This window comes from Shinella yambaruensis (assembly GCF_050859155.1).
Taxonomy (GTDB): domain Bacteria; phylum Pseudomonadota; class Alphaproteobacteria; order Rhizobiales; family Rhizobiaceae; genus Shinella; species Shinella yambaruensis.
This window is the reverse complement of the sequence record NZ_CP150639.1, coordinates 579,843-598,839: the sequence shown is the minus strand read 5'-3', so window position 1 is coordinate 598,839 and position 18,997 is coordinate 579,843. Positions and strand designations below refer to the sequence as shown.

The following is an 18,997-nucleotide window of genomic DNA, read 5'->3' as shown; positions in this document are numbered from 1 at the left end:
GAGGCATGGCACTTGACAGCGACGGCTGCAAGTTCGAGCCGCGCTGCGATTTTGCCACCACCGCCTGCCGCGCCACGCCCAGGCGCGTCGCCCCGCTCCACCCCTATACGGAAATGCTGCTGGAGGCCGCCCCCGGCCTTCGAAAGGACCACTACATCTCACGGCCACCCGCCTTTCCGGCGTCGAGAGCCATGCATGGCGTCGGCTGCCCGCTCGCCGGCCGCTGTCCCTGCCAGGTCGGCAATCTGTGTGCCGAGGCGCGGCCACCTGTTCAGGTAACGAAAAATGGGTTCATACGCTGCCATCTGACTGCCGGCGAGCTGGCAACCCATACCGCTCCGACCAAAACGCCCAGCCGTCGGCTTGGCGACCCAGACGCATCGCGACGATGCGCCGAGGGCTGAACCAGTTCGAACCTGGCCTCGCATGCTTTTCTGGAGGGGCCAGCAAGGGATCGCGCCCTTGCTACCGCTTTGCGAGCAGGTCCGTGATCTTGCGCCTCGTCGCCACGAAATCCGGATCGTCGCGGTGGCGTGGCCTCCTGCTTGTGATATCGAAGATCGCGGCGATGCGCCCGGGCCTCGGCTCCATGACGACGACGCGATCGGAGAGATAGATCGCTTCCTCCACATCGTGCGTCACCATGACGACCGTGCTCTTTTCCCGTTCCCGGATCGCCAGGAGCTCGTCCTGGAGATAGCTGCGCGTCAGGGAATCGAGCGCGCCGAGCGGCTCGTCGAGCAGCAGCAGCGGCGGCCGCGGTGCAAGCCCGCGGGCAATCGCGGCGCGCTGCGACATGCCGCCGGACAATTCGTGCGGAAGGGCCTTCTCGAAGCCGGTCAGCCCCACGAGGTCGATGAGGGACTGCACCCTCTCCCTCTTGTCGGCCGGCGCGCCGGCAAGGCTGCGAAGGCCGAGCGCGACGTTTTCCTCCACATTGAGCCAGGGAAGCAGGCGATGATCCTGAAAGACGATGCCGCGCTTGAGGCTCGGCCGGTCGACCACCTCGCCATCCACCGTGATCCGGCCGCCGTCTGGCCTGTCCAGGCCGGCGAGGAAGCGCAGCAGCGTCGATTTCCCGCAGCCGCTCGGCCCGACGATGCTGATGAATTCACCAGATGCGATCGCAAGCGACACGTCGTCGAGCGCATGCACCGTCCGGTTCTCGACGTGAAAGGTCTTCGACACGCCGAGGATGGCCACCGCGCCGGCATCCCGCGCGGCCGGTCGTGAAAGCGTCAGGGCGTCCGCCATGATACGAGCCTCCTTGAAAATCCGAGAACGAGCCTGTCGAGGCCGAGGCCGATCAGCGCGAGGAACAGGACCCCGAGCAGGACCTGGTCCATGCGGGCATATTCCCGCGCCGCCGCGAGATAGGCCCCGAGGCCGTCGCCCATGCCGTTGATGTAGCCCGTGCCGATCAGGTATTCGGCGCCGAAGGTGCCGAGCCAGGCGATGTTGAGGGAGAGCTCCAGCCCCACCAGGATCGACGGCAGGGCCGCGGGAACGATGATGGCGGTGATCGTCGCGCGGCGATCGAGCTCCAGCACCCTGCCGACCTCGCGAAACGGCGCCGGGACGTTCTGGCAGCCTGCCTGGGTGCCGAGCGCCATGGGAAAGAAGGCGCCAAGGGCGATCAGCGTGATCTTCATCGCCTCGCCGTTTCCCAGCCACGCGCTGAGCAGCGGGATCCAGGCGAACAGGGCGATCTGCCGCAGGCTGGAAATCGAGGGATCGAACAGATTACGCGCGATGCCGGACAGGCCGAGGATCAGGCCGAAAACGAGCCCGGCAAGCGCGCCGATTGCCCAGCCGGTCAGCGCCCGCAGCAGGGTCGCGAGCGCCGCGCCCGGCAGCGAGCCATCGGCAAATCCCTCATAGGCCGTGCCGAAGACCTGCGAGGGCGATACCACGATGCCGCTCTTCAAGGCGCCGAGGGCGTCCAGCAGCACCCAGATGAAAAGAAGCGCGGCCGGCAGCACTAGGGCGCGCGCGACGATGCCGGACCGCGACGCGGCGGAGAAATCGATCGCCGCCATGTCAGGCCGCCTTGAACGACCAGACGGTCGCCCGGTGCTGGAAGCGCGTCAGGGCATAGTCGAGCGCCCAGCCGACCAGGCCGATGACGATCATGGTCGCGAAGACGACGTCGAGCTGGAACGCCTTGCGCCCCCACATCATCAGATAGCCGAGGCCGGCGGCCGACGAGATCATCTCCACGAGGATGAGCACCTTCCAGCCGCGGCTGAGCGCCTGGCGTATCCCCGTCAGGATGGACGGCAGAATGGACGGCCAGACGACCAGCCGCACACGCGAGAACCACGAGAGTTCGAGAACGCTCGCGACGTCGTCGTACTTGCGCGGCCGGCGATGCAGCCCCTCATAGGCACCGACCATCAGCGGCAGGAAGCAGGTCTTGGCGATAAGGACGAGCTTGAGCGTTTCGCCGATGCCGAAGACGAGCATGAAGAAGGGAAGCCAGCCCAGCGACGGCACGAGGCAGAAGGCGCGAACCGTCGGTGCGACATAGAGGTCGAGCGTGCGAAAGAGCCCGAAGGCGAGCCCGAACAGGAGGCCGAGCCCGCCGCCGATCGCAAGGCCCGCCCCGACGCGGGCAAGGCTGACCGAGAGTTCCTCGGCAAGCTGGCCGGTCAGCAGCAGGTCGAGCGTCGTTTCATAGACGAGGATCGGCGCGGGCAGGATCTGCTCCGCCAGCCATTCCTGCCGGACGGCATAGGACCACAGGGCCAGCAGCGCGAGCGGAGGCACGAGGCCCAGGAGCACCCTGGCGACCGCATCGGGCAGCCAAGGCCGAGGCCACGAGCGCGCCGCGCCCTCTCCTGCACCGGCCCGCTGAGGCCGGCGATCGCGGATGATGATGGGCGCCTTGAAGGTGACGTCGGACATGCTCTCTCCTTTCCTTCACCGGGAATCCGGTGAAAGCTGGCGGTCGAAAAATCGGGACGGACCGAAAGCGTCAGAACTGGACGGCGTTGCCCTTGCTGTCGCGCGGGGTCCAGACGTTCTCGTAGCCGTAGTCCTTCAGGGCCTTCTTCAGGTAGCTGTCGTCCACCCATTCGTTGACGTCGAACGGCTTGCGGATCAGCTTCTGGCTGACGGCGAAATCGACACCGGCGGTGACGTTCGCCCGATAGAAATCGTCGAGAAGCGGGCTCTGGCGATCCTTCAGCACCTCGTCGGCATAGTCCTTCTCGAAGGTGGACCGCGGCGAGCCGGTCAGCGCCCAGATATCGAACAGGGCCTCGCGGTTCTTCTCGTCGGAAGCGAAGTAGGATGCCTCGACGAACTTGTTGACGACCCGCTGCGTCAGGTCCGGATAGGCCTCGCGGAACGCATCCGTGACGACGAAGGACCCGAAATTGCTGCCGGGAGCGGGACTGCCCTTCGTCGTGAAGACGACCGTGGCGATGTTCTGCTCGACGAGCTGAAGCACGCTGCTGCCCCCACCGACGACCGCATCGATGTCACCCGAAGTGATCGCGGCGATCTGGTCGGCGGTCTGCAGGTCGAAGAACTGGATGTCGTCCGGCGTCAGGCCCGCCTGCTCCAGGATGCGGAAGAGGCTGAGCTCGTTGATCGTGCCGCGCGATGTCGCGACCTTCTTTCCCTTGAGATCGGCGATCGAGGCGATCTTCGCATCCGGCCGGGCCACGACATAACTCGGGCTGACGCCGTAGGACGAGACGACCTTGGTCTTGAGGCCGGCACCGCGCCCCACGATGTTCGGCAGGCCGCCGTAATAGGCGAAGTCGAGCTGGCCGTTTGCGATGGCCTCGTTGATCGCGGGGCCGGTTCCGCGCGGGAACTGCCATTCGATCGAGATGCCGTCGGCGGCAAATTCCTTCTCCAGCAGTTCCTGCGCCCGCAGGACCCCGATCGCCCCCGTGCCATAGGGCTTGCCGGCGGCGTTGCCGAAGGAGGCGAGGCGGATCACGCTCGGCTTTTCCGCCGCCAGCGCCGGCAAGGGCGCGGCCTGCACGGCCGCGAACCCGATGACGGCCGTCAGCGCGGCCACGAACATTCTGCGATTGATAGACATTCAAATCCCCATTCGTTCCAATTGCGGTTCATGCCTTGAGGCTTGCAGCCGGCCCGCCTTCAGCGGTGCTCCAGTCGCTGCATGATTTCCGGCGTCGGCCGGGGCCGACCGCCCCTGATCCAGCCGATCGACCTGCGATAGCTTCCGAAGAGGTCTCGCTCCTCCAGCTCCGCGGCCGTCACATGGGTGACCTCGGTCGCGTGGGGCGCCACGTAGAGCGCGTCGTCCGGACAATAGACCTCGCACATGAAGCACGTCTGGCAGTCATCCTGGCGCGCGATGACCGGGATGCCCCCGGCGACCGGGGCGAAGACATTGGTCGGACAGACATTGACGCAGATGTTGCAGCCCGTGCAGCGATCCTCACTGATGACCTCGATCATGCCGCGAGCACCTCCACCTCGGGCGAGGGCGCGCGCTCGTGTCCGATCCAGATTTCGTCGAGGCCGCCGCTCGTCGTGTAGTGAAGCTGGCTGTCGTCCTTCTCGGGAAAATCCTCGCGCTTGTGCATGCCGCGGCTTTCGGTCCGCGACAGGGCGCTGCGGTACATCCACCGGGAGGTCGCCAGCATCGCCACGCCTTCGCGGGTGCGCTGCGCCTCGTCGAGCGACGCGGCCTGCGCCATGCGGGCGCCGCGCCAGAGACCGTCGAGACGGCCGAGCGAGTCGGTCAGCCGCTCGCCGGAGCGAAGATAGTTGCGGTCATACGGCCAGACCTCGTCCTGCACCGCCCGGGTGAGCGCCGCGGCGTCGATCGCCCGGCCCGGCCCATCGGCGATGCCGATGCCGCCGGCGCGCAGGATCGTCCGGTTGCGGCCGCGCAGGTGGCGGCCATGCTCGCCGGCCGCGCTGCCGGCCCAGTAGCCGGACGACATCGCCCAGGCGGCATTGTGGCTGCCGCCGCCGGTGAAGGCGCCGCAAACCAGTTCGCGGGTCGCCGCATCGCCCGCCGCATAGAGGCCCGGGACGGTCGTGGCACAGGTGCTGTCGACGATCCGCAGCCCGCCGGTGCCGCGCACCGTGCCTTCCAAGAGCAGCGTCACCGGGAAGCGCTGCCGGAACGGATCGATCCCTACGCGGTCGAGCGGCAGGAAGAAGTTCGGCTGGGCATAGCGCATCGCCTGCTCCGTCTCCGCGTCGGCCTTGTCGAGCTGGGCGAAGACGCGCCGCGACTGGAGCACGCGCGCGATCACCGACCGGCCGCCCTTGGAGGCCGCGCCCGGAATGGGCGAACCGTCCTCGAAGGTGAAGGTCGCCCAATCGTAGAAGCGCGTCTTGGTGACCGAGCCGCCTTCGAGCGCCATGGCATAGGCGGTCGAGAACTCCATTCCCGAGAGCTCGGCGCCAAGCTCGGCAGCGAACAGGAGGCCGTCGCCGGTGAGCACATTGCAGCCGAGCGCCTTGCTGAGGAAGGCACAGCCGCCCGTCGCGATGACGACCGCATTGGCCCTCACCAGCCAGGTGTCCGCCTTCTGGCGGCGGACGCCCGCGGCCCCCGCCACCGCGCCGCCGTCGTCGCGCAGCAATTCGAGCGCGGGACTGTGATCGAGGATTTTCACGCCCGCGGCCTTCGTGCGCTTGCGCATCAGGCGCATGTAGTCCGGACCGTCGAGGCCGTTGCGGATCGACCGGCCGTCGGCGTCGTCGCTGAACGGGTAACCCCATTCGGCAAGCTGGTTCACATTGTCATAGGTCCGGTCCAGCACCCGCCGCATCCAGGCCGGATCCGCCAGCCGGCCGCCGAGATCCCAGCGGCTGTTCATCGCCTTCGCGCGGCGCGCCGGATCCGGCGGCACATACCAGACCCCCGTGCCCGAAGGCGCAGTGGCCCCGGACGAGCCGCAGAAGCCCTTGTCGGCGAGGACGACCTTCGCCCCTCTTGCGGCCGCGGCGATGGCCGCCCAGGTACCCGCCGGCCCGCCGCCGATCACGAGGACATCGGCATCGAGTTCGAGCGAGGCGGTAGGAACGGATGATGCGGCGGTGGGTGGAAATGCCATGATATTTCTCCAATGCGCGCTGAAGACAGCCGGTTGAGATCCCGGAACGGGCGCGGCACCGCGGGCACCGCTCAATCACACAGCGATATTATCTACTAAAACTATAGATTAAAGGGATAACAATGTGCCCAATGGCTGCCGAAGAGAAAAAATGCTCCCCCGAAATCGGCCCGCGCGCCAAACTGTCCGCATATCGGCAGGCCTGGTGCGCTTTCGCGGATGCCTCGCTTGGCGCCTCGATTTGGCCTCGGCAGATCAAAGGCTTGGCCGGCTGCTGCCGGGGGCGGGAGCGCGAAAGGCCGGTGCTCCGCCCGCCGCCGGGGGCGCGATGAATAAACCCGACATGCGCCGCAGAAGAGAACATATTTCCTTACAGAAACTATAGAATTTATTATTTTGCGAGAAACCGCAACAGTTTGCCCCTTTCAAGTTCGTCGCCATGTCCTCACGCAAAATCGTTCTCGGTACCATTCTCTATCCCAGCGGGCATCATGTCGCCGCCTGGCGGCATCCGTCGACGCGCGCCGATGCCAATATCACCGCCGCGCATTACATCGATGCCGCGCGGGCAGCCGAAGCCGCCGGCTTCGAGATCGCCTTCATCTCCGATCGCCTCGGCGTGCCGAAGAGCCGGGCGGAGGCCCTGCGGCGCGTCGACGAATGGTCGCATGGCTTCGAGGCGCTGACGCTCGCCGCCGCCGTCGCGACCGCGACGACGAGGATCGGCGTGGTGGCGACGGCCTCCACGACCTTCAACGAGCCGTACAACCTGGCAAGGCAGCTCGCCTCGCTCGATCTCATCAGCAACGGGCGCATCGGCTGGAACATCGTCACCTCGTCGCTTCGGCAGGAGAGCGACAACTTCAATCCGGGGCCGGACTTCGACCATGCCGCCCGCTATGCCCGCGCCGACGAATTCGTCGATGCCGTGCTCGCCCTCTGGGGGAGCTGGAATCCCGACGGCTTCGTGCGCGACAAGCAGAGCGGCGTCTTCTTCGAGCCCGACGCCGTGAAGACCGTCGACTATGAGGGGCGGTATTTCCGCAGCAAGGGTCCGCTCAACGTCATCCCCTCGCGGCAGGGTCGCCCACTCCTGGTGCAGGCCGGCTCGTCGGACAGCGGCAAAGCGCTTGCCGCGAAGACCGCGGATGTCGTCTTCACCGCGCAGACCGATATCGTTTCGGCCCGCAGCTTCTATCAGGACATCAGGAAGCGCCGCACGGCCTCGGGCAAGCGCGCCGACGACGTCCTCATCCTGCCCGGCATCTTCCCCGTCATCGGCAGGACGACGGCCGAGGCGGAAGACAAATATGCCGAACTGCAGGATCTCATCCAGCCCGACGTCGCGCTCTCGCTGCTCGAAACCTATCTCGGAGACGTCGATCTTTCCGGGGTCGACATCGACGGCCCGCTTCCGGATCTGCCCGTGTCGAACTCCATCCGCAGCCGGCAGGTCCTCCTGACCGAGCTTGCCCGCACGGAGGGCCTTACCGTCGGCGCCCTCGCCCGCCGCATCGCCGGCGCACGCGGCCATTGGCAGGTCATCGGCACGGCGGAGGACATCGCCGGCCAGATCGAGGACTGGACCGCAAGCGGCGCCGCCGATGGCTTCATGCTGCTGCCGCCGACCTTTCCCGAAGGGCAGGACGACTTCATCCGCACCGTCGTGCCCCTGCTGCGGGAACGCGGTCTTCTCAATCCCGGCCCGCAGACCGGCTCGCTCCGCGAACGGCTCGCCCTGCCCCCTCTCGCGCGCAACCGGCCCTTCGAAGCGGGCCGGAACCGCGCCTGAACACCGAACATCATCCCAACGCAACCCGAACGGACCGTACCATGCATCTCACGATCAAGTCCCTCCTCGCGACCTCGGCGGCGCTCGCCATGCTCTGGCCGGCCCTCGCGCAGGCAAACCCCATCACCATCGCCGATCCCGGTTACGCCACCGCGCAAGGCACAGCCTATGTCGTCAAGGTCCTGCTCGAGGAGCAGCTCGGCAAGGAGGTCGAGGCCGTGAAAGCCGGCTCCGTGCCCGTCATCTGGGAGGCCCTGAACCGCAATGGCGGCGAGATCGACATCTGGACCGATGTCTGGCTGCCGAACCAGCAGGCACTCGTCGATCAATATGCCGGCGAGGGCGGCAAGGTGAAGCTCGCCGCCAATTCCTATGCCGGCACGCAGGGCTACTGCACGACGAAGGCAACGACGGACAAGCACGACATCCACTCCGTCTTCGACCTCGCCGACCCGGCCAAGGCCGCCGTCTTCTCCGCCGATGGCAAAGGCAAGGGCAAGATCTGGATCGGCGCTGCCGGCTGGCTTTCGACGAACATCGAGACGGTGCGCGCCCGCGACTACGGCTTTGCGGATTTCTTCGAACTCCAGACGACGGACGAGGCGGTCGCGACCGCCGATCTCGACGCCGCCGTGAAGGCCGGCACCGGCTGGATCGGCTATTGCTACGGCCCGCACCAGAATTTCGCCCGCTACGCGCTGGAAGTGCTGGAGGAGCCGAAGCACGACGATGCCGCATGGACCTTCGTCGAGCCGTCCGATCCGAACTGGCTGGAAAAGTCCTCGATCAAATCCGTCTACAAGGATGCGGCGATCCATATCGCCTATTCCAGGTCGCTCGCGGAAAGCGCACCCGAAGTCGCGGCGATCCTCGAAAAGGTGACCTTCACCACCGATGCCGTCAGCAAGCTCGCCTTCGCGATCGCCGTCGAGGGCAAGGCGCCGGACGATGCGGCCAGGGACTGGATCGCGGCCAATCCGGATGTCGTCGCGGGCTGGACCGGAAACTGATCCATGATCGAGCTTGAGGACGTCTGGAAGGTTTTCGGCACGGACGAGCAGGCGGTTCTAGCAGAAGCCCGCCGGTCCGTGCCGGACGACGCCGTCCTCAAGCGCCTGTGCGCCGTCATCGGTGTCGGCGGCGCGAGCCTGTCGGTCGAAAAGGGCGAGCTGGTCTGCCTGATGGGCCTTTCCGGCAGCGGCAAGTCGACGCTCGTGCGCCTGATCAACCGCCTTCTCGAACCGAGCGCCGGCAAGGTGCGGATCGACGGCGGCGACATCCTGTCGCTCGGGCCGCGAGCGCTGCGGGAGCTGCGCTCGCGGCGGATCGGGATGGTCTTCCAGTCGCATGCCCTGCTCGCGCATCTTTCCGTGCGCGACAACGTGGCCCTGCCGCTCGAGATCCGCGGCGTGGCGCGCACACGGCGCGAGGACCGGGCGGACGAGCTTTTGGTGCGCGTCGGCCTTGACGGCCTCGGCGACCGGCGGGTCGCCGCGCTTTCCGGCGGCATGCAGCAGCGCGTGGGCCTTGCCCGGGCGCTCGCGGCCGATCCCGATATTCTCCTGATGGACGAGCCGTTCAGCGCGCTCGACCCGCTGATCCGCCACGATCTCCAGACCCAGTTCATGGCGCTGTCGCGTGATCTCGGCAAGACGACCGTCTTCGTCACGCATGATGTCGACGAGGCCTTCCGCATCGCCGACCGCGTCGTTCTCATGCGGGCGGGCCGCATCGTGCAGACGGGTACGGCGGCGGACCTCGTGGCGCAGCCCGCGGACGACTATGTCCGCCGTTTCGTCCAGAACGCCCGCCTGCCGGCCCGCGCGCAAGACCCCATCGTGAAAGCAAGAGCCATCGCATGAGCGACCACACGGCGCGGGACGAGGCCATCGACCGCTTCGCCGCCATCAACAGCACCTATTATCGCCGGGCTTTCCGGCGGATCGGCGAGCGGCGCGGCTATGTGCCCTCCCTCAACATCGCCGCCGCCGTCCTCGGCCCCGTCTGGCTAGCCGGGCGGCGCCTCTGGTCGGCGTTCTGGCCATTCCTCATCGCCGACCTGCTCGCCGTGGTGCTGATCGCCTTCGCGCTTGGCGGCGGCGCCAGCGCCGGGCAGAGCGCGCGCGCCGACAGGCTCGAGGCCCTCGCCGCGACGCGCCTTCTCGAAGCGAAGACCGCGAACGACCGGGACGCCGGTACGCCCATCGCAAAGTCGCTGACACGGTCCGCCGCGGCCCTGGAGCAGGCGGCGAAGGATGCCCGGCAGGCGGCGGAAGACGCAAGGACCGGCGCGTGGCTGGTGGCCCTGCTCGGCACCGGCATGCTTGCCGCCTCCCGCCTGGTGGCGGGCGGGCTCGCCAATCATATCGCCGAACGCCGTTTCCGCGCCTGGCGGCTGGAAGGCGACGCGGGCAAGGCGGGGTTCAGCCATCTTCACGCCGCCGGCGCCGCGGCGCTGCTGGCCATCTTCGTTCCGATCGTCTTTCTTCATTTCAACGACCGCACGCTCTTCGACGCCTTCCCGAGCGATCCCGCCTGGAACTCGGGCGCCGCCGCGTGGCTGGACCGGTTCATCGCCACGATCAGCAGCGCGGTCTCACCAGCGGCGGGCACCCTGACGAAGGCGATCAACGGCATGCTCGGCGTGATGGAGGGCATCCTCACACAGACGCCATGGCCGGTCGTGATGGCGATCATCCTCGCCATCGCCTGGCAGCTCGCAGGCTTTCGCGTCTTCCTGCTGACCTTCGTCGCGATCAGTTACCTCGCCATCCTCGGCTACTGGGAAAAGAGCATGCAGACCGTCGCCCTTCTCGGCACGGCGGCGCTCATCTCCATTGCGACCGGCATTCCCCTCGGCGTGCTGTGCGGCTACAACCGGCGCGTCGCGGCAATCGTGCGCCCGCTGCTCGATTTCATGCAGACCATGCCGGCCTTCGTCTATCTCATTCCGGTGATCGCGCTCTTCGGCATCGGCAAGCCGTCGGGCATCATCGCGACGATCATCTTCGGCATTCCGCCCGTCGTCCGGCTGACGGCGCTCGGCATCGCGTCCGTCCCGGCCTCCGTGCGCGAGGCCGCCGTCGCCTTCGGCGCATCCCGGACCTTCATCCTCTTCAAGGTCGACCTGCCGACGGCCGCGCCATCGATCATGGCCGGCGTCAGCCAGACGATCCTCATGTGCCTCTCCATGGTGGTGATCGCCGCGCTGATCGGTGCGAAGGGCCTGGGCGAGGACGTGCTGCATGCCCTGCAATATGCCGCGCAGGGCCAGGGCCTCCTTGCCGGGCTCGCCATATTGCTCTGCGCCATCGTTCTCGATCGCGTCGTGCAGGGGCGGCGGGTGCAATGACGTCCACCGCCGAAGAAGCCTCCACCTCCCCGAAGCCGCCGCCGCGCAGCAGCAACTTCATCGTCTTCGCCATCGCCCAATGTGCTGGCTTCATGGGCGCCTGGGCTCAGAAGACGGCCGTCGGCTGGCTTGCCTGGGATCTTACCCATTCGCCCGCATGGATCGGGGCGATCGCGCTCAGCGACCTGATCGCCGCCATCTGGGTGGCGCCGCTTGCCGGGGCCGTCGCGGACCGCAGCAACCCGTACCGGCTGATCCGGCTGACCCAGGCCCTGACGGTGCTCAACTGCGGCGCCATCTGGCTGCTCCTGACGTCCGGCGGCATGATGCCGTGGCTGCTGCTCCTCTGGGCCGTCATCGATGCCACGCTGCAAGGCTTCAACAATCCGGCGCGGATGCTGGTGACGGGCATGCTGGCACCCGAGGGGCGGCTGTCGCAGGCCATTGCCACGAACTCCATCGCGGTCAATATCGCCCGCACGGCCGGGCCGGCCATCGCGGGGCTCCTGATCGTCAAGACCGGCATCGAAAGCGTCTTCGTCTTCAACGCCCTTGCCCTCACCGCCACCTTCGCGGCGCTCGTACACGTTCGGCGCTGGATCGATCACACGCCGCATGCGGCCCGCTCCGCACCGCTCGCCGGCGATGTCCTGGCCGGCTTTCGCTACATCGCCGGCGAGCCGGCCATCGCCATGCTCTTCGTGCTGACGACGTCGTTCTCGCTGCTCGCCCGGCCCTTTACCGAGCTCTTCCCCGCCCTTGCCGGCGGTTCGTTCGAGGGCGGACCGGAGATGCTGGCAATGCTGATGAGCGCGCAGGGCATCGGCGCCTTCGTGGGAGCGAGCTGGATGCTGCGGCGACAGAGCGCGCCCGCGCTGGTGCGCACAAGCTACGGTGCGGCGCTCGGCATTTGCCTTGCCCTGGTGGTCTTCGCCTTCAGCACCTCCGCCTTCCTCGCCCTGCCGGCCATTGCCGTGGCGGGCCTGTTCCACGTCGTCTGCAACATCGCGATGCAATCCATGGCGCAGACGCTCAGCCTGCCCGCGATGCGCGGTCGCGTGCTGGCGCTCTATATGCTCGTCTTCCGCGCCGCTCCGGCGCTCGGCGCCTTTGCCCTCGGCGCCCTGGCCGAGTGGTTCGACCTTCAGACGATGATCGGCACCGCAGCGGCGCTGTTCGCCCTGATCGTGGCGGCCGCCTTGCCCGTCGCGCGCCGCATCTATTTCAGAACCGCAAGCACCCGGCGCGAAGACGCTGCGTCAGCCGTTGCGCGCGAGCCGGCGCTGGCCGGCCAGACCGAGAACGGCGCCCAGCGCGCAGAAGACGAGAAAGACCCAGCCCGAAACGGCGCCGGCCTGGATGCCGGAGAGGAGCACGCCGACAGTGCAGCCGAGGCCCGTCATCGCCCCCCACCCCATCAGCACGCCGCCGGCAAAGCGCGCGGCCAGGCCGCGCGGACCGGGCCATGAGGGGTCGAAGCGCCCCGCGAGGAGTGCGGAGGCAAAGCTCGACAGAACCAGCCCGATGACAAAGACGCCGTTCGGTGAAAGCAGCGCCGTCTTCACCGCGCTCACGCAGCCGCGAACCGTGTCCAGCCCGACGAGGGTCTCGGGAACGAGGTCCAGCGACAGGCCACCGGTGCGCACGAGACTGCCCAGTTCCGCCGTCACGCCGAGCGGCGCGACGCGCAGATAGGCGAAGGCGCCGATCGTCGCGACGAGGAGGCCTGCGACGACCGGAGGCCAGCGCCGGACGAAGACCGTTTCGAAGGACGAGGCAGGGTGGAGGCCGGCATGCTGCGGCGGGGCGGCGTTGCGAAGGACCAGCCATGCGAGCGCGCCGAGCGCGAGCAGCCCTGCAATCGTGGCGCCGGCATAACCCAAAACACCGGGAAGCCAGATCGGCGGGTCGTCGAACACCGTCCAGGTATAGAGCGCGTTCCATGTCGAAAAGCCGAGCAGGAAGCCCGCGGCGGCGCCGAGCAGCGCGGCGAGCGAGCCGAAGGCCCCCTCGCCCAGCCGGTAGAGATGCGCCGAAAGGCAGGAGCCGGAGAGCGCCATGCCGAGGCCGAAGGTGAAGGCGGCAAATGCGAGCACCGTCCCGACCGGGCCGATATGGGCATTCGGCGGCAGGCGATCCGGTTGCGGCACCGGCACCCAGGCCCCGAGCACGGCCTGGTACAGAACGATGCCCGCGGCGAGCGCCACGAGAATGGCGATGACGCCGGATGCGTCCCGCCTTTCCACGAAGTCCCGCAGGTTGCACAGGAAGCAGAAACGGCCCCGTTGCAGGACGATGCCGAAGGCGCTGCCGGCGATCAGCGCGAAGGAGAGCACCCGTCCGGCAGCATCCTGCGCCAGCCAGACACTCCAGGCGGCAAGGAGGGCGAGCACCGAGACGGAAAGAGAGCGGGCGGCGATGGAAGACATGGCGATCCGGCGGCTGGACATGAAAATGCGGGTGGACCTGGGAGGATGTCCACCCGCGTCGGCATCCCGCGCGGCGTAAGGCGCCGCGCCTTCGGGAACCGCTGTTACTTGCCGGTCCAGATCGTGCCGGCGATATTGTTCACCGGCACGCCGACGGCATTGCCGTATTCGGTCCAGGAACCGTCATAGTTGCGCACGTCGTAGCCGAGGATCTTCTTCAGCGCGAACCAGGTGTGGCTCGATCGCTCGCCGATGCGGCAATAGGTGATGACAGGCGTCGAGCCGTCGACACCCTTTTCGGCATAGATCGCCCTGATCTCGTCGGCGGATTTGAACGTGCCATCCTCCTTGACGATCGTGCCCCACGGAACGTTGACGGCGCCGGGAATGTGGCCCGCACGCACGGACAGTTCCTTCACGCCCTCCGGCGCGAAAATCTTGCCGGCATATTCGTCGGCCGAGCGGATATCGACGAGCTTGATATCGTTCTTGCCTTCCGCGACCGCGACGACATCGACGAAGCGGGCACGCACGGAATCATCCCGGTCGGCAAGCGCCAGGGTGGAATCGGCGTGATCGGGAACGGCCGTGTCGAGTGGCAGGCCCTGCGCTTCCCAGAGCTTGCGCCCGCCATCGAGCAGCTTGACCTGGCTGCCGAGGCCATAGACCTCGAACACCCAGGCGCCCCAGGCCGCAAACCAGTTGTTGTTATCGCCGTAGAGGACGATCGTCGTATCCTTGTCGACGCCGGCATCGCGCAAGACCTTTTCGAAGGCCTCGCGGCTGGCAATGTCCCGCTTCTGGGGATCCACGAGGTCGGTATGCCAGTCGAGATGCGCCGCGCCGGGAATATGGCCGCGCTCATAGACGCCCGTATCGACGCTCACCTCGAAAATGCGGACCTTCGGGTTGGAAAGATTGTCCTGCAGCCATTTCGCATCGACCAGCGCGTCCGACGCCGATGCCGATCCTGCAAGAAAGGTCGTCGAAAGCGCGATGGCCGAAAGCGTATTGATGCCCCAAATACCCTTCATGTCGTTTTCCCCTGAGTTCGATAGCAACGGGAAAAGCATCGCCTGCTTCCGGAACGTTCGGAAGGGAGTATATTCTATAATTTATGTAGAATTTAAACTCCCCTGCTATCCGCCGGTTGCCCGCACCTTCCCGATCGATCGGTCCGAGGGCCTCACGGTCAACGAGTTCAACATGCGGCCGAATGGTTCATCGTGCTCGTCCTCGACTGAACCCGCTTGAATTGGACGGGACAGGGACTACGGTGCCTCGAACCTCCATATTTTTGCATTTTTACCAAGGCTTGCCATGTCATCCATCAACGACCGAATCCTCAGCGCCGTCGATCGGCTTTTCGACGATCAGGTTGCGTTCCTGGAAGCGCTGGTCCGGTTCAAATCGCTGCGCAACGAGGAAGCCGCGGCGCAAGATTTCCTCGCGGCAGCGCTGAGGCAACGCGGTTTCGCGGTCGACCGCGTGCGCACGAATGCCTCCCAAATCGGCCGGCACCCGGCATTCTCGCCGGCGACGGTCGACTATGCGGAAAGCTGGAACGTCGTCGGCCGGAAGGCCGGGGCGGGCACCGGAGGCCGCTCGCTCGCTTTCAACTCGCATGTCGACGTGGTGCCGGCGGGGAGCCCCCACCGCTGGTCCACTCCACCCTTCGAGCCTCGCCGGGATGGCGACTGGCTCTACGGGCGCGGCGCCGGCGACATGAAGGCCGGCCTCGTTGCCTCCATTTTCGCGCTCGACGCCATCGCGGCAGCCGGGCTTTCGCTTCGTGGCGACGTTCAGGTGCAGTCCGTCGTGGAGGAGGAAATCACCGGCAATGGCGCGGCGACGCTTTTCGCCGAAGGCTTCACCGCCGATGCGATCGTCAGCCCGGAACCGACCGACGAGCAGCTCGTGCGCGCCAATGCCGGCGTGATCAAGTTCCGGCTCGAGACGAAGGGGCGTCCGGCCCATCCGCGTGAACCGGAATCGGGCCAGAGCGCCATCGACCTGATGATCCGCCTGATCGGGCACTTGAGGCGGCTGGAAGCCGAATGGATCGCCGAGCGGATCGGCAAGCCTCTGTTCGAGGATCTTCCCAACCCCGTCGCCCTGACGATCGGCACGATCACCGGCGGCGACTGGATCGCCTCCATCCCGAGCGATTGCGTCGCAGAGGGCCGGATCGGCTTTTACCCCGGCGAAGACCCGAGGATGCGCACGGCCGAAGTCGAAGCATTCATCGAGCGGATCGCGGCCGAAGATCCGGCTTTCGCCGGAGAAAACCTGGTCACGCTCACATGGGTCGGGGTCGTGCAGGCCGGCTACGAGCTGCCCGAAGGTACCGACGCGGAGACAAGCCTGCGCGCCGCGCACGCTGCCGCCCATGCGGGCGCCGGCCTCAGGTCCTATGTCATGGCCTGTTATCTGGATGCCACCATTTTCGCCGTGCACGGCAACATCCCGTCGCTCGTCTATGGTCCCATCGCGGAAAACATCCACGGCATCGACGAGCGGGTCAGCCTCTCCTCGCTGCGCCGTGTCACCAAGACGCTGGCGCTCTTTGCGGCCGACTGGTGCGGCGTGCAGGAAGGCTGACGACGGTCTCCGGAATTGCCTAGTGCTTCAGAATCTGGCTGAGGAACAGCTTGGTTCGCTCGTGTTGCGGATTGCCGAAGAAGTCATCCGGCTTGCCCTGTTCGATGATCTGGCCGGCATTCATGAAGATCACCCGGTCGGCCACCGCGCGGGCGAAGGCCATTTCGTGGGTGACGCAGACCATGGTCATGCCCTCGCGGGCAAGGCTCGTCATCGTCTCCAGCACCTCGGACACCATCTCCGGGTCGAGCGCCGAGGTCGGCTCGTCGAACAGCATGACCGCCGGCTGCATGCAGAGCGAACGGGCGATCGCCACGCGCTGCTGCTGGCCGCCGGAGAGCTGCACGGGGTATTTGTTCGCCTGCTCGGGAATGCGGACACGTTCGAGGAACTTCAGCGCGGTCTTGCGGGCCTCCCCCTCCGGCACGCCCTTGATCCACATCGGCCCGACCATGCAGTTCATCAGCACGGTCATGTGCGGGAAGAGATTGAAGTGCTGGAACACCATGCCGACATTCTTGCGCACTTCGGCGACATCGCGCATCCTGTCGTGCAGCGTGATGCCGTTGACGACGATGTCGCCCTGCTGGTGCGCCTCCAGCCGGTTGAAGCAGCGGATCAGCGTCGATTTGCCGGAGCCGGACGGGCCGCAGATGACGATGCGTTCGCCCTTCTCCACCGTCAGGTTCACATCGGTCAGCACGCGGAAGGCGCCGTACCACTTGGAGACGTTGCGGATGTCGATGATCTTCTCGCTCATCGCACTTTGCTCCTGGCGTAGTGGCGTTCGATGCGGGACTGGATGAGTTCGAGGCAGATCGACACCACCCAGTAGAGCATGGCGGCGGAGATCAGCATCTCCATGTGCTGGAAGGTCTTCTGGCCGAGCGTGCGTGCCAGGAACATCAGCTCCCAGACGCCGATGACCGAGACGAGCGAACTGTCCTTCAGCATCGAGATGAACTGGTTGCCCGTCGGCGGAATGATGACGGGCAACGCCTGCGGCAGGATGATCTTGCGCATGGTAAGCCCGAAGCCGAAGCCGATGGAGCGCGAGGCCTCCCACTGGCCGCGGTCGATGCTCTGGATGCCCGAGCGGAAGATCTCCGTCATATAGGCGCCGTAGCACAGCGAGAGCGCGAGAATGCCGGCCGGCACCGCATCGATGATGAAACCGAGCTGCGGCAGGCCGAGATAGATGAGATAGACCTGCATCAGAAGCGGCAGGCCGCGGAAGAAGGAGGTGTAGAAGCTCGCGATCGCGTAGGCGAAGCCGTTCGTCGAAAGCTTGGCCACCGCGCCGAGAATGGCGATGACGGAGGCGATCGCGATCGAGATGGCCGAGACGTAGATCGTCGTGAACAGGCCCTGCGTGATCATAAAGGGCAGCTTTTCCGCGATGAACGGCAGGCTGAGATTGAAGGTCGTGAAGAAGGCGAGGAAGAGCAGGAGCAACTCGAACCAGACGATCGCCACCTGCACCCTCAGAGAGGCGAAGCCGATCAGCACGATGTTCAGGCAGAAGAGCACGGCGATGACGAGGCCGATGGCGAACCGGCCGTAGAAGCCGCTTTCGGCCGGCGCGCCGATCACCGGGCGCATCAGCTCGCCCATCGACGTTCCCGTGAGGTCGAAGGCGAGAAAGACGGCGAAGACCACCACGAAAAGGGTGGCGACGAACCAAGGCTTGTGGACGAGGACTTCCGATTCGACGGTATCGGGATACAGCATCTCCGCTCCTTGAAGATTGGTGCGGCCCGCAGGCGGGGCCGCACGCACCGGTGGGATGTTACTGCGTGACCGTGTAGTCGACACCGTACCACTTGACGGAAAGCTTGCTCAGCGTGCCGTCCGCCTGCATGGCCTTGACGGCTTCGGCGATCTTCGCGCTCAGCTCCGCATCGCCATGCTCGACGGCGACCGCCAGCGGCTCGAAGAAGACCGGCTTGCCGAGCTGCTTGATCGGGTATCCGGCCTTTTCGGCGTCGAGGATGCTCGGCAGCGAGGAGACGACGGCGTCGAGGCGCGTGCCGTCGCCGAGGCGCAGGTCGTCGAAGGCGGTCGTCGAATTGGCGTAGGATTTCACCTCGCCCGGCTTGAATTCGTAGGTGAAGGCCGGCGCGCCGGCGGCGTCCAGCGTCAGGTCCTGGTTGGCGTAGGCCTCGAAGGTCGATGTCGCCGTCACGCCGACGCGCTTGCCTTCGAGATCGGCGAGCTTTTCGGCCTTGCTGTCCTTGTGCACGGCGACGGCCGCGGGCGTGTAATAGTAGACGGCGGGGAAGTCGAAGAGCGCCGCGCGCGCCTTGGTGGGCGTCATCGAGCCGACATGCATGTCCCAGCGGCCCTGCCACTTGCCGGCGGTGATGATGTCCCAGCCCGGCGTCACGAACTCGACGGAAACGCCGAGATGTTTGCCGATCTCCTTGGCGACGTCGATATCGAAACCGTCCATCTCGTTGTTGTCGTTGACGAAGGACTGCGGCGCCCAGTTGGCGTCGGTCGCGACCTTCAGGTTCTTGGCCGCGAGCACGCGGTCGAGCACTTCGCCGGCCTGCGCCGGCGCGGCCGCCAGCGAGAGGGCGAGAGAGGCGGCGAGTGCCGCAAATATCGTGGTTCTGATCATGCCTTTGTTCCCTCTGTCCGTTGTCGTTTCCTTGACGGCGCGGGTTCCTCTCCCCGCCGTTGTGTGCCATCTTGAGGCCCGTCGCCTCCTGCGTCTTCCGGCGTTCCCAAGCAGCATGCGCCGCAAGGCTCCGCCGAAATG

Annotated in this window: 17 protein-coding genes and 1 pseudogene; 7 read left to right on the top strand and 11 right to left on the bottom strand. The window is 66.5% G+C overall.

Going from position 1 to position 18,997, the window contains the following annotated elements; genetic code table 11:
* The first annotated feature begins 5 nt into the window (after nt 1-5).
* Entirely contained in the window at nt 6-404 is a 399-nt protein-coding gene (locus tag WMC41_RS25140; protein ID WP_432348660.1) for a hypothetical protein, read from the top strand.
* A 61-nt stretch (nt 405-465) separates the two neighbouring features.
* Here the strand turns inward: WMC41_RS25140 and WMC41_RS25135 are convergent, their stop codons facing one another.
* From WMC41_RS25135 to WMC41_RS25110, 6 genes are all read right to left on the bottom strand, one after another.
* A complete protein-coding gene (locus WMC41_RS25135; protein WP_432348658.1) occupies nt 466-1,254 on the bottom strand; it encodes an ABC transporter ATP-binding protein in 789 nt (262 codons plus the stop codon).
* A complete protein-coding gene (locus tag WMC41_RS25130; RefSeq protein WP_432348656.1) occupies nt 1,239-2,039 on the bottom strand; it encodes an ABC transporter permease in 801 nt (266 codons plus the stop codon). The genes WMC41_RS25135 and WMC41_RS25130 overlap by 16 nt, the downstream gene beginning before the upstream one ends.
* 1 nt (nt 2,040) lies before the next feature.
* Nucleotides 2,041-2,907, bottom strand: coding sequence for an ABC transporter permease (locus WMC41_RS25125; RefSeq protein ID WP_432348654.1), 867 nt, complete (start codon nt 2,905-2,907; stop codon nt 2,041-2,043).
* A gap of 70 nt (nt 2,908-2,977) precedes the next feature.
* Nucleotides 2,978-4,060 carry an ABC transporter substrate-binding protein gene (locus tag WMC41_RS25120; protein WP_432348653.1) on the bottom strand — a complete coding sequence of 361 codons (1,083 nt, stop codon included), beginning with the start codon at nt 4,058-4,060 and terminating at the stop codon, nt 2,978-2,980.
* 59 nt (nt 4,061-4,119) lie between these two features.
* The gene (locus WMC41_RS25115; RefSeq protein WP_432348651.1) at nt 4,120-4,443 is read right to left on the bottom strand and encodes a 4Fe-4S binding protein; all 324 of its coding nucleotides are present in this window, start codon (nt 4,441-4,443) and stop codon (nt 4,120-4,122) included.
* Nucleotides 4,440-6,059, bottom strand: a complete 1,620-nt coding sequence (locus WMC41_RS25110; RefSeq protein ID WP_432348649.1) for an FAD-dependent oxidoreductase — start codon at nt 6,057-6,059, stop codon at nt 4,440-4,442. The genes WMC41_RS25115 and WMC41_RS25110 overlap by 4 nt, the downstream gene beginning before the upstream one ends.
* 439 nt (nt 6,060-6,498) lie before the next feature.
* On the opposite strand from WMC41_RS25110, the gene WMC41_RS25105 reads away from it, so the two are divergent.
* The 5 genes and pseudogenes from WMC41_RS25105 to WMC41_RS25085 form a co-directional block, all read left to right on the top strand.
* The gene (locus WMC41_RS25105) at nt 6,499-7,851 is read left to right on the top strand and encodes an LLM class flavin-dependent oxidoreductase (protein ID WP_432348648.1); all 1,353 of its coding nucleotides are present in this window, start codon (nt 6,499-6,501) and stop codon (nt 7,849-7,851) included.
* Between the two features lie 41 nt (nt 7,852-7,892).
* A complete protein-coding gene (locus WMC41_RS25100) occupies nt 7,893-8,861 on the top strand; it encodes a glycine betaine ABC transporter substrate-binding protein (protein WP_432348646.1) in 969 nt (322 codons plus the stop codon).
* Between the two features lie 3 nt (nt 8,862-8,864).
* Nucleotides 8,865-9,713 carry an ATP-binding cassette domain-containing protein gene (locus tag WMC41_RS25095; RefSeq protein WP_432348644.1) on the top strand — a complete coding sequence of 283 codons (849 nt, stop codon included), beginning with the start codon at nt 8,865-8,867 and terminating at the stop codon, nt 9,711-9,713.
* Nucleotides 9,710-11,203 (top strand): ABC transporter permease, encoded by a 1,494-nt coding sequence (locus WMC41_RS25090; protein WP_432348642.1) that lies wholly within the window; start codon nt 9,710-9,712, stop codon nt 11,201-11,203. The genes WMC41_RS25095 and WMC41_RS25090 overlap by 4 nt, the downstream gene beginning before the upstream one ends.
* Nucleotides 11,200-12,345 (top strand): annotated as a pseudogene (locus tag WMC41_RS25085) (MFS transporter); the annotation flags it as partial. The gene WMC41_RS25090 and the pseudogene WMC41_RS25085, both read left to right, overlap by 4 nt.
* Nucleotides 12,346-12,462: 117 nt before the next feature.
* Here the strand turns inward: WMC41_RS25085 and WMC41_RS25080 are convergent.
* The gene (locus tag WMC41_RS25080; RefSeq protein WP_432348640.1) at nt 12,463-13,632 is read right to left on the bottom strand and encodes a YeeE/YedE family protein; all 1,170 of its coding nucleotides are present in this window, start codon (nt 13,630-13,632) and stop codon (nt 12,463-12,465) included.
* A 104-nt stretch (nt 13,633-13,736) separates the two neighbouring features.
* The gene (locus WMC41_RS25075; protein ID WP_245082546.1) at nt 13,737-14,666 is read right to left on the bottom strand and encodes a sulfurtransferase; all 930 of its coding nucleotides are present in this window, start codon (nt 14,664-14,666) and stop codon (nt 13,737-13,739) included.
* Nucleotides 14,667-14,952: 286 nt separating this feature from the next.
* Here WMC41_RS25075 and WMC41_RS25070 point away from each other — a divergent pair, with 286 nt between their 5' ends.
* Complete coding sequence (locus WMC41_RS25070; RefSeq protein ID WP_432348638.1) at nt 14,953-16,233, top strand: ArgE/DapE family deacylase; 1,281 nt, start codon at nt 14,953-14,955, stop codon at nt 16,231-16,233.
* Between the two features lie 19 nt (nt 16,234-16,252).
* Here the strand turns inward: WMC41_RS25070 and WMC41_RS25065 are convergent, their stop codons facing one another.
* The 3 genes from WMC41_RS25065 to WMC41_RS25055 are packed head-to-tail and all read right to left on the bottom strand — an operon-like array spanning nt 16,253 to nt 18,856.
* On the bottom strand, nt 16,253-16,993 hold the full coding sequence (locus tag WMC41_RS25065) for an amino acid ABC transporter ATP-binding protein (protein WP_432348636.1): 741 nt from the start codon (nt 16,991-16,993) through the stop codon (nt 16,253-16,255).
* Entirely contained in the window at nt 16,990-17,964 is a 975-nt protein-coding gene (locus WMC41_RS25060) for an amino acid ABC transporter permease (RefSeq protein ID WP_272807992.1), read from the bottom strand. The genes WMC41_RS25065 and WMC41_RS25060 overlap by 4 nt, the downstream gene beginning before the upstream one ends.
* A gap of 58 nt (nt 17,965-18,022) precedes the next feature.
* Nucleotides 18,023-18,856, bottom strand: a complete 834-nt coding sequence (locus WMC41_RS25055; RefSeq protein ID WP_272807991.1) for a transporter substrate-binding domain-containing protein — start codon at nt 18,854-18,856, stop codon at nt 18,023-18,025.
* Nucleotides 18,857-18,997 lie beyond the last annotated feature (141 nt).

Coding starts and splice junctions, on each gene's coding strand:
- WMC41_RS25135 (WP_432348658.1), bottom strand. CDS start 1,254: ATGGCGGACGCCCTGACGCTTTCACGACCGGCCGCGCGGGATGCCGGC.
- WMC41_RS25115 (WP_432348651.1), bottom strand. CDS start 4,443: ATGATCGAGGTCATCAGTGAGGATCGCTGCACGGGCTGCAACATCTGC.
- WMC41_RS25120 (WP_432348653.1), bottom strand. CDS start 4,060: ATGTCTATCAATCGCAGAATGTTCGTGGCCGCGCTGACGGCCGTCATC.
- WMC41_RS25100 (WP_432348646.1), top strand. CDS start 7,893: ATGCATCTCACGATCAAGTCCCTCCTCGCGACCTCGGCGGCGCTCGCC.
- WMC41_RS25060 (WP_272807992.1), bottom strand. CDS start 17,964: ATGCTGTATCCCGATACCGTCGAATCGGAAGTCCTCGTCCACAAGCCT.
- WMC41_RS25130 (WP_432348656.1), bottom strand. CDS start 2,039: ATGGCGGCGATCGATTTCTCCGCCGCGTCGCGGTCCGGCATCGTCGCG.
- WMC41_RS25090 (WP_432348642.1), top strand. CDS start 9,710: ATGAGCGACCACACGGCGCGGGACGAGGCCATCGACCGCTTCGCCGCC.
- WMC41_RS25055 (WP_272807991.1), bottom strand. CDS start 18,856: ATGATCAGAACCACGATATTTGCGGCACTCGCCGCCTCTCTCGCCCTC.
- WMC41_RS25125 (WP_432348654.1), bottom strand. CDS start 2,907: ATGTCCGACGTCACCTTCAAGGCGCCCATCATCATCCGCGATCGCCGG.
- WMC41_RS25110 (WP_432348649.1), bottom strand. CDS start 6,059: ATGGCATTTCCACCCACCGCCGCATCATCCGTTCCTACCGCCTCGCTC.
- WMC41_RS25070 (WP_432348638.1), top strand. CDS start 14,953: ATGTCATCCATCAACGACCGAATCCTCAGCGCCGTCGATCGGCTTTTC.
- WMC41_RS25140 (WP_432348660.1), top strand. CDS start 6: ATGGCACTTGACAGCGACGGCTGCAAGTTCGAGCCGCGCTGCGATTTT.
- WMC41_RS25065 (WP_432348636.1), bottom strand. CDS start 16,993: ATGAGCGAGAAGATCATCGACATCCGCAACGTCTCCAAGTGGTACGGC.
- WMC41_RS25105 (WP_432348648.1), top strand. CDS start 6,499: ATGTCCTCACGCAAAATCGTTCTCGGTACCATTCTCTATCCCAGCGGG.
- WMC41_RS25080 (WP_432348640.1), bottom strand. CDS start 13,632: ATGTCTTCCATCGCCGCCCGCTCTCTTTCCGTCTCGGTGCTCGCCCTC.
- WMC41_RS25075 (WP_245082546.1), bottom strand. CDS start 14,666: ATGAAGGGTATTTGGGGCATCAATACGCTTTCGGCCATCGCGCTTTCG.
- WMC41_RS25095 (WP_432348644.1), top strand. CDS start 8,865: ATGATCGAGCTTGAGGACGTCTGGAAGGTTTTCGGCACGGACGAGCAG.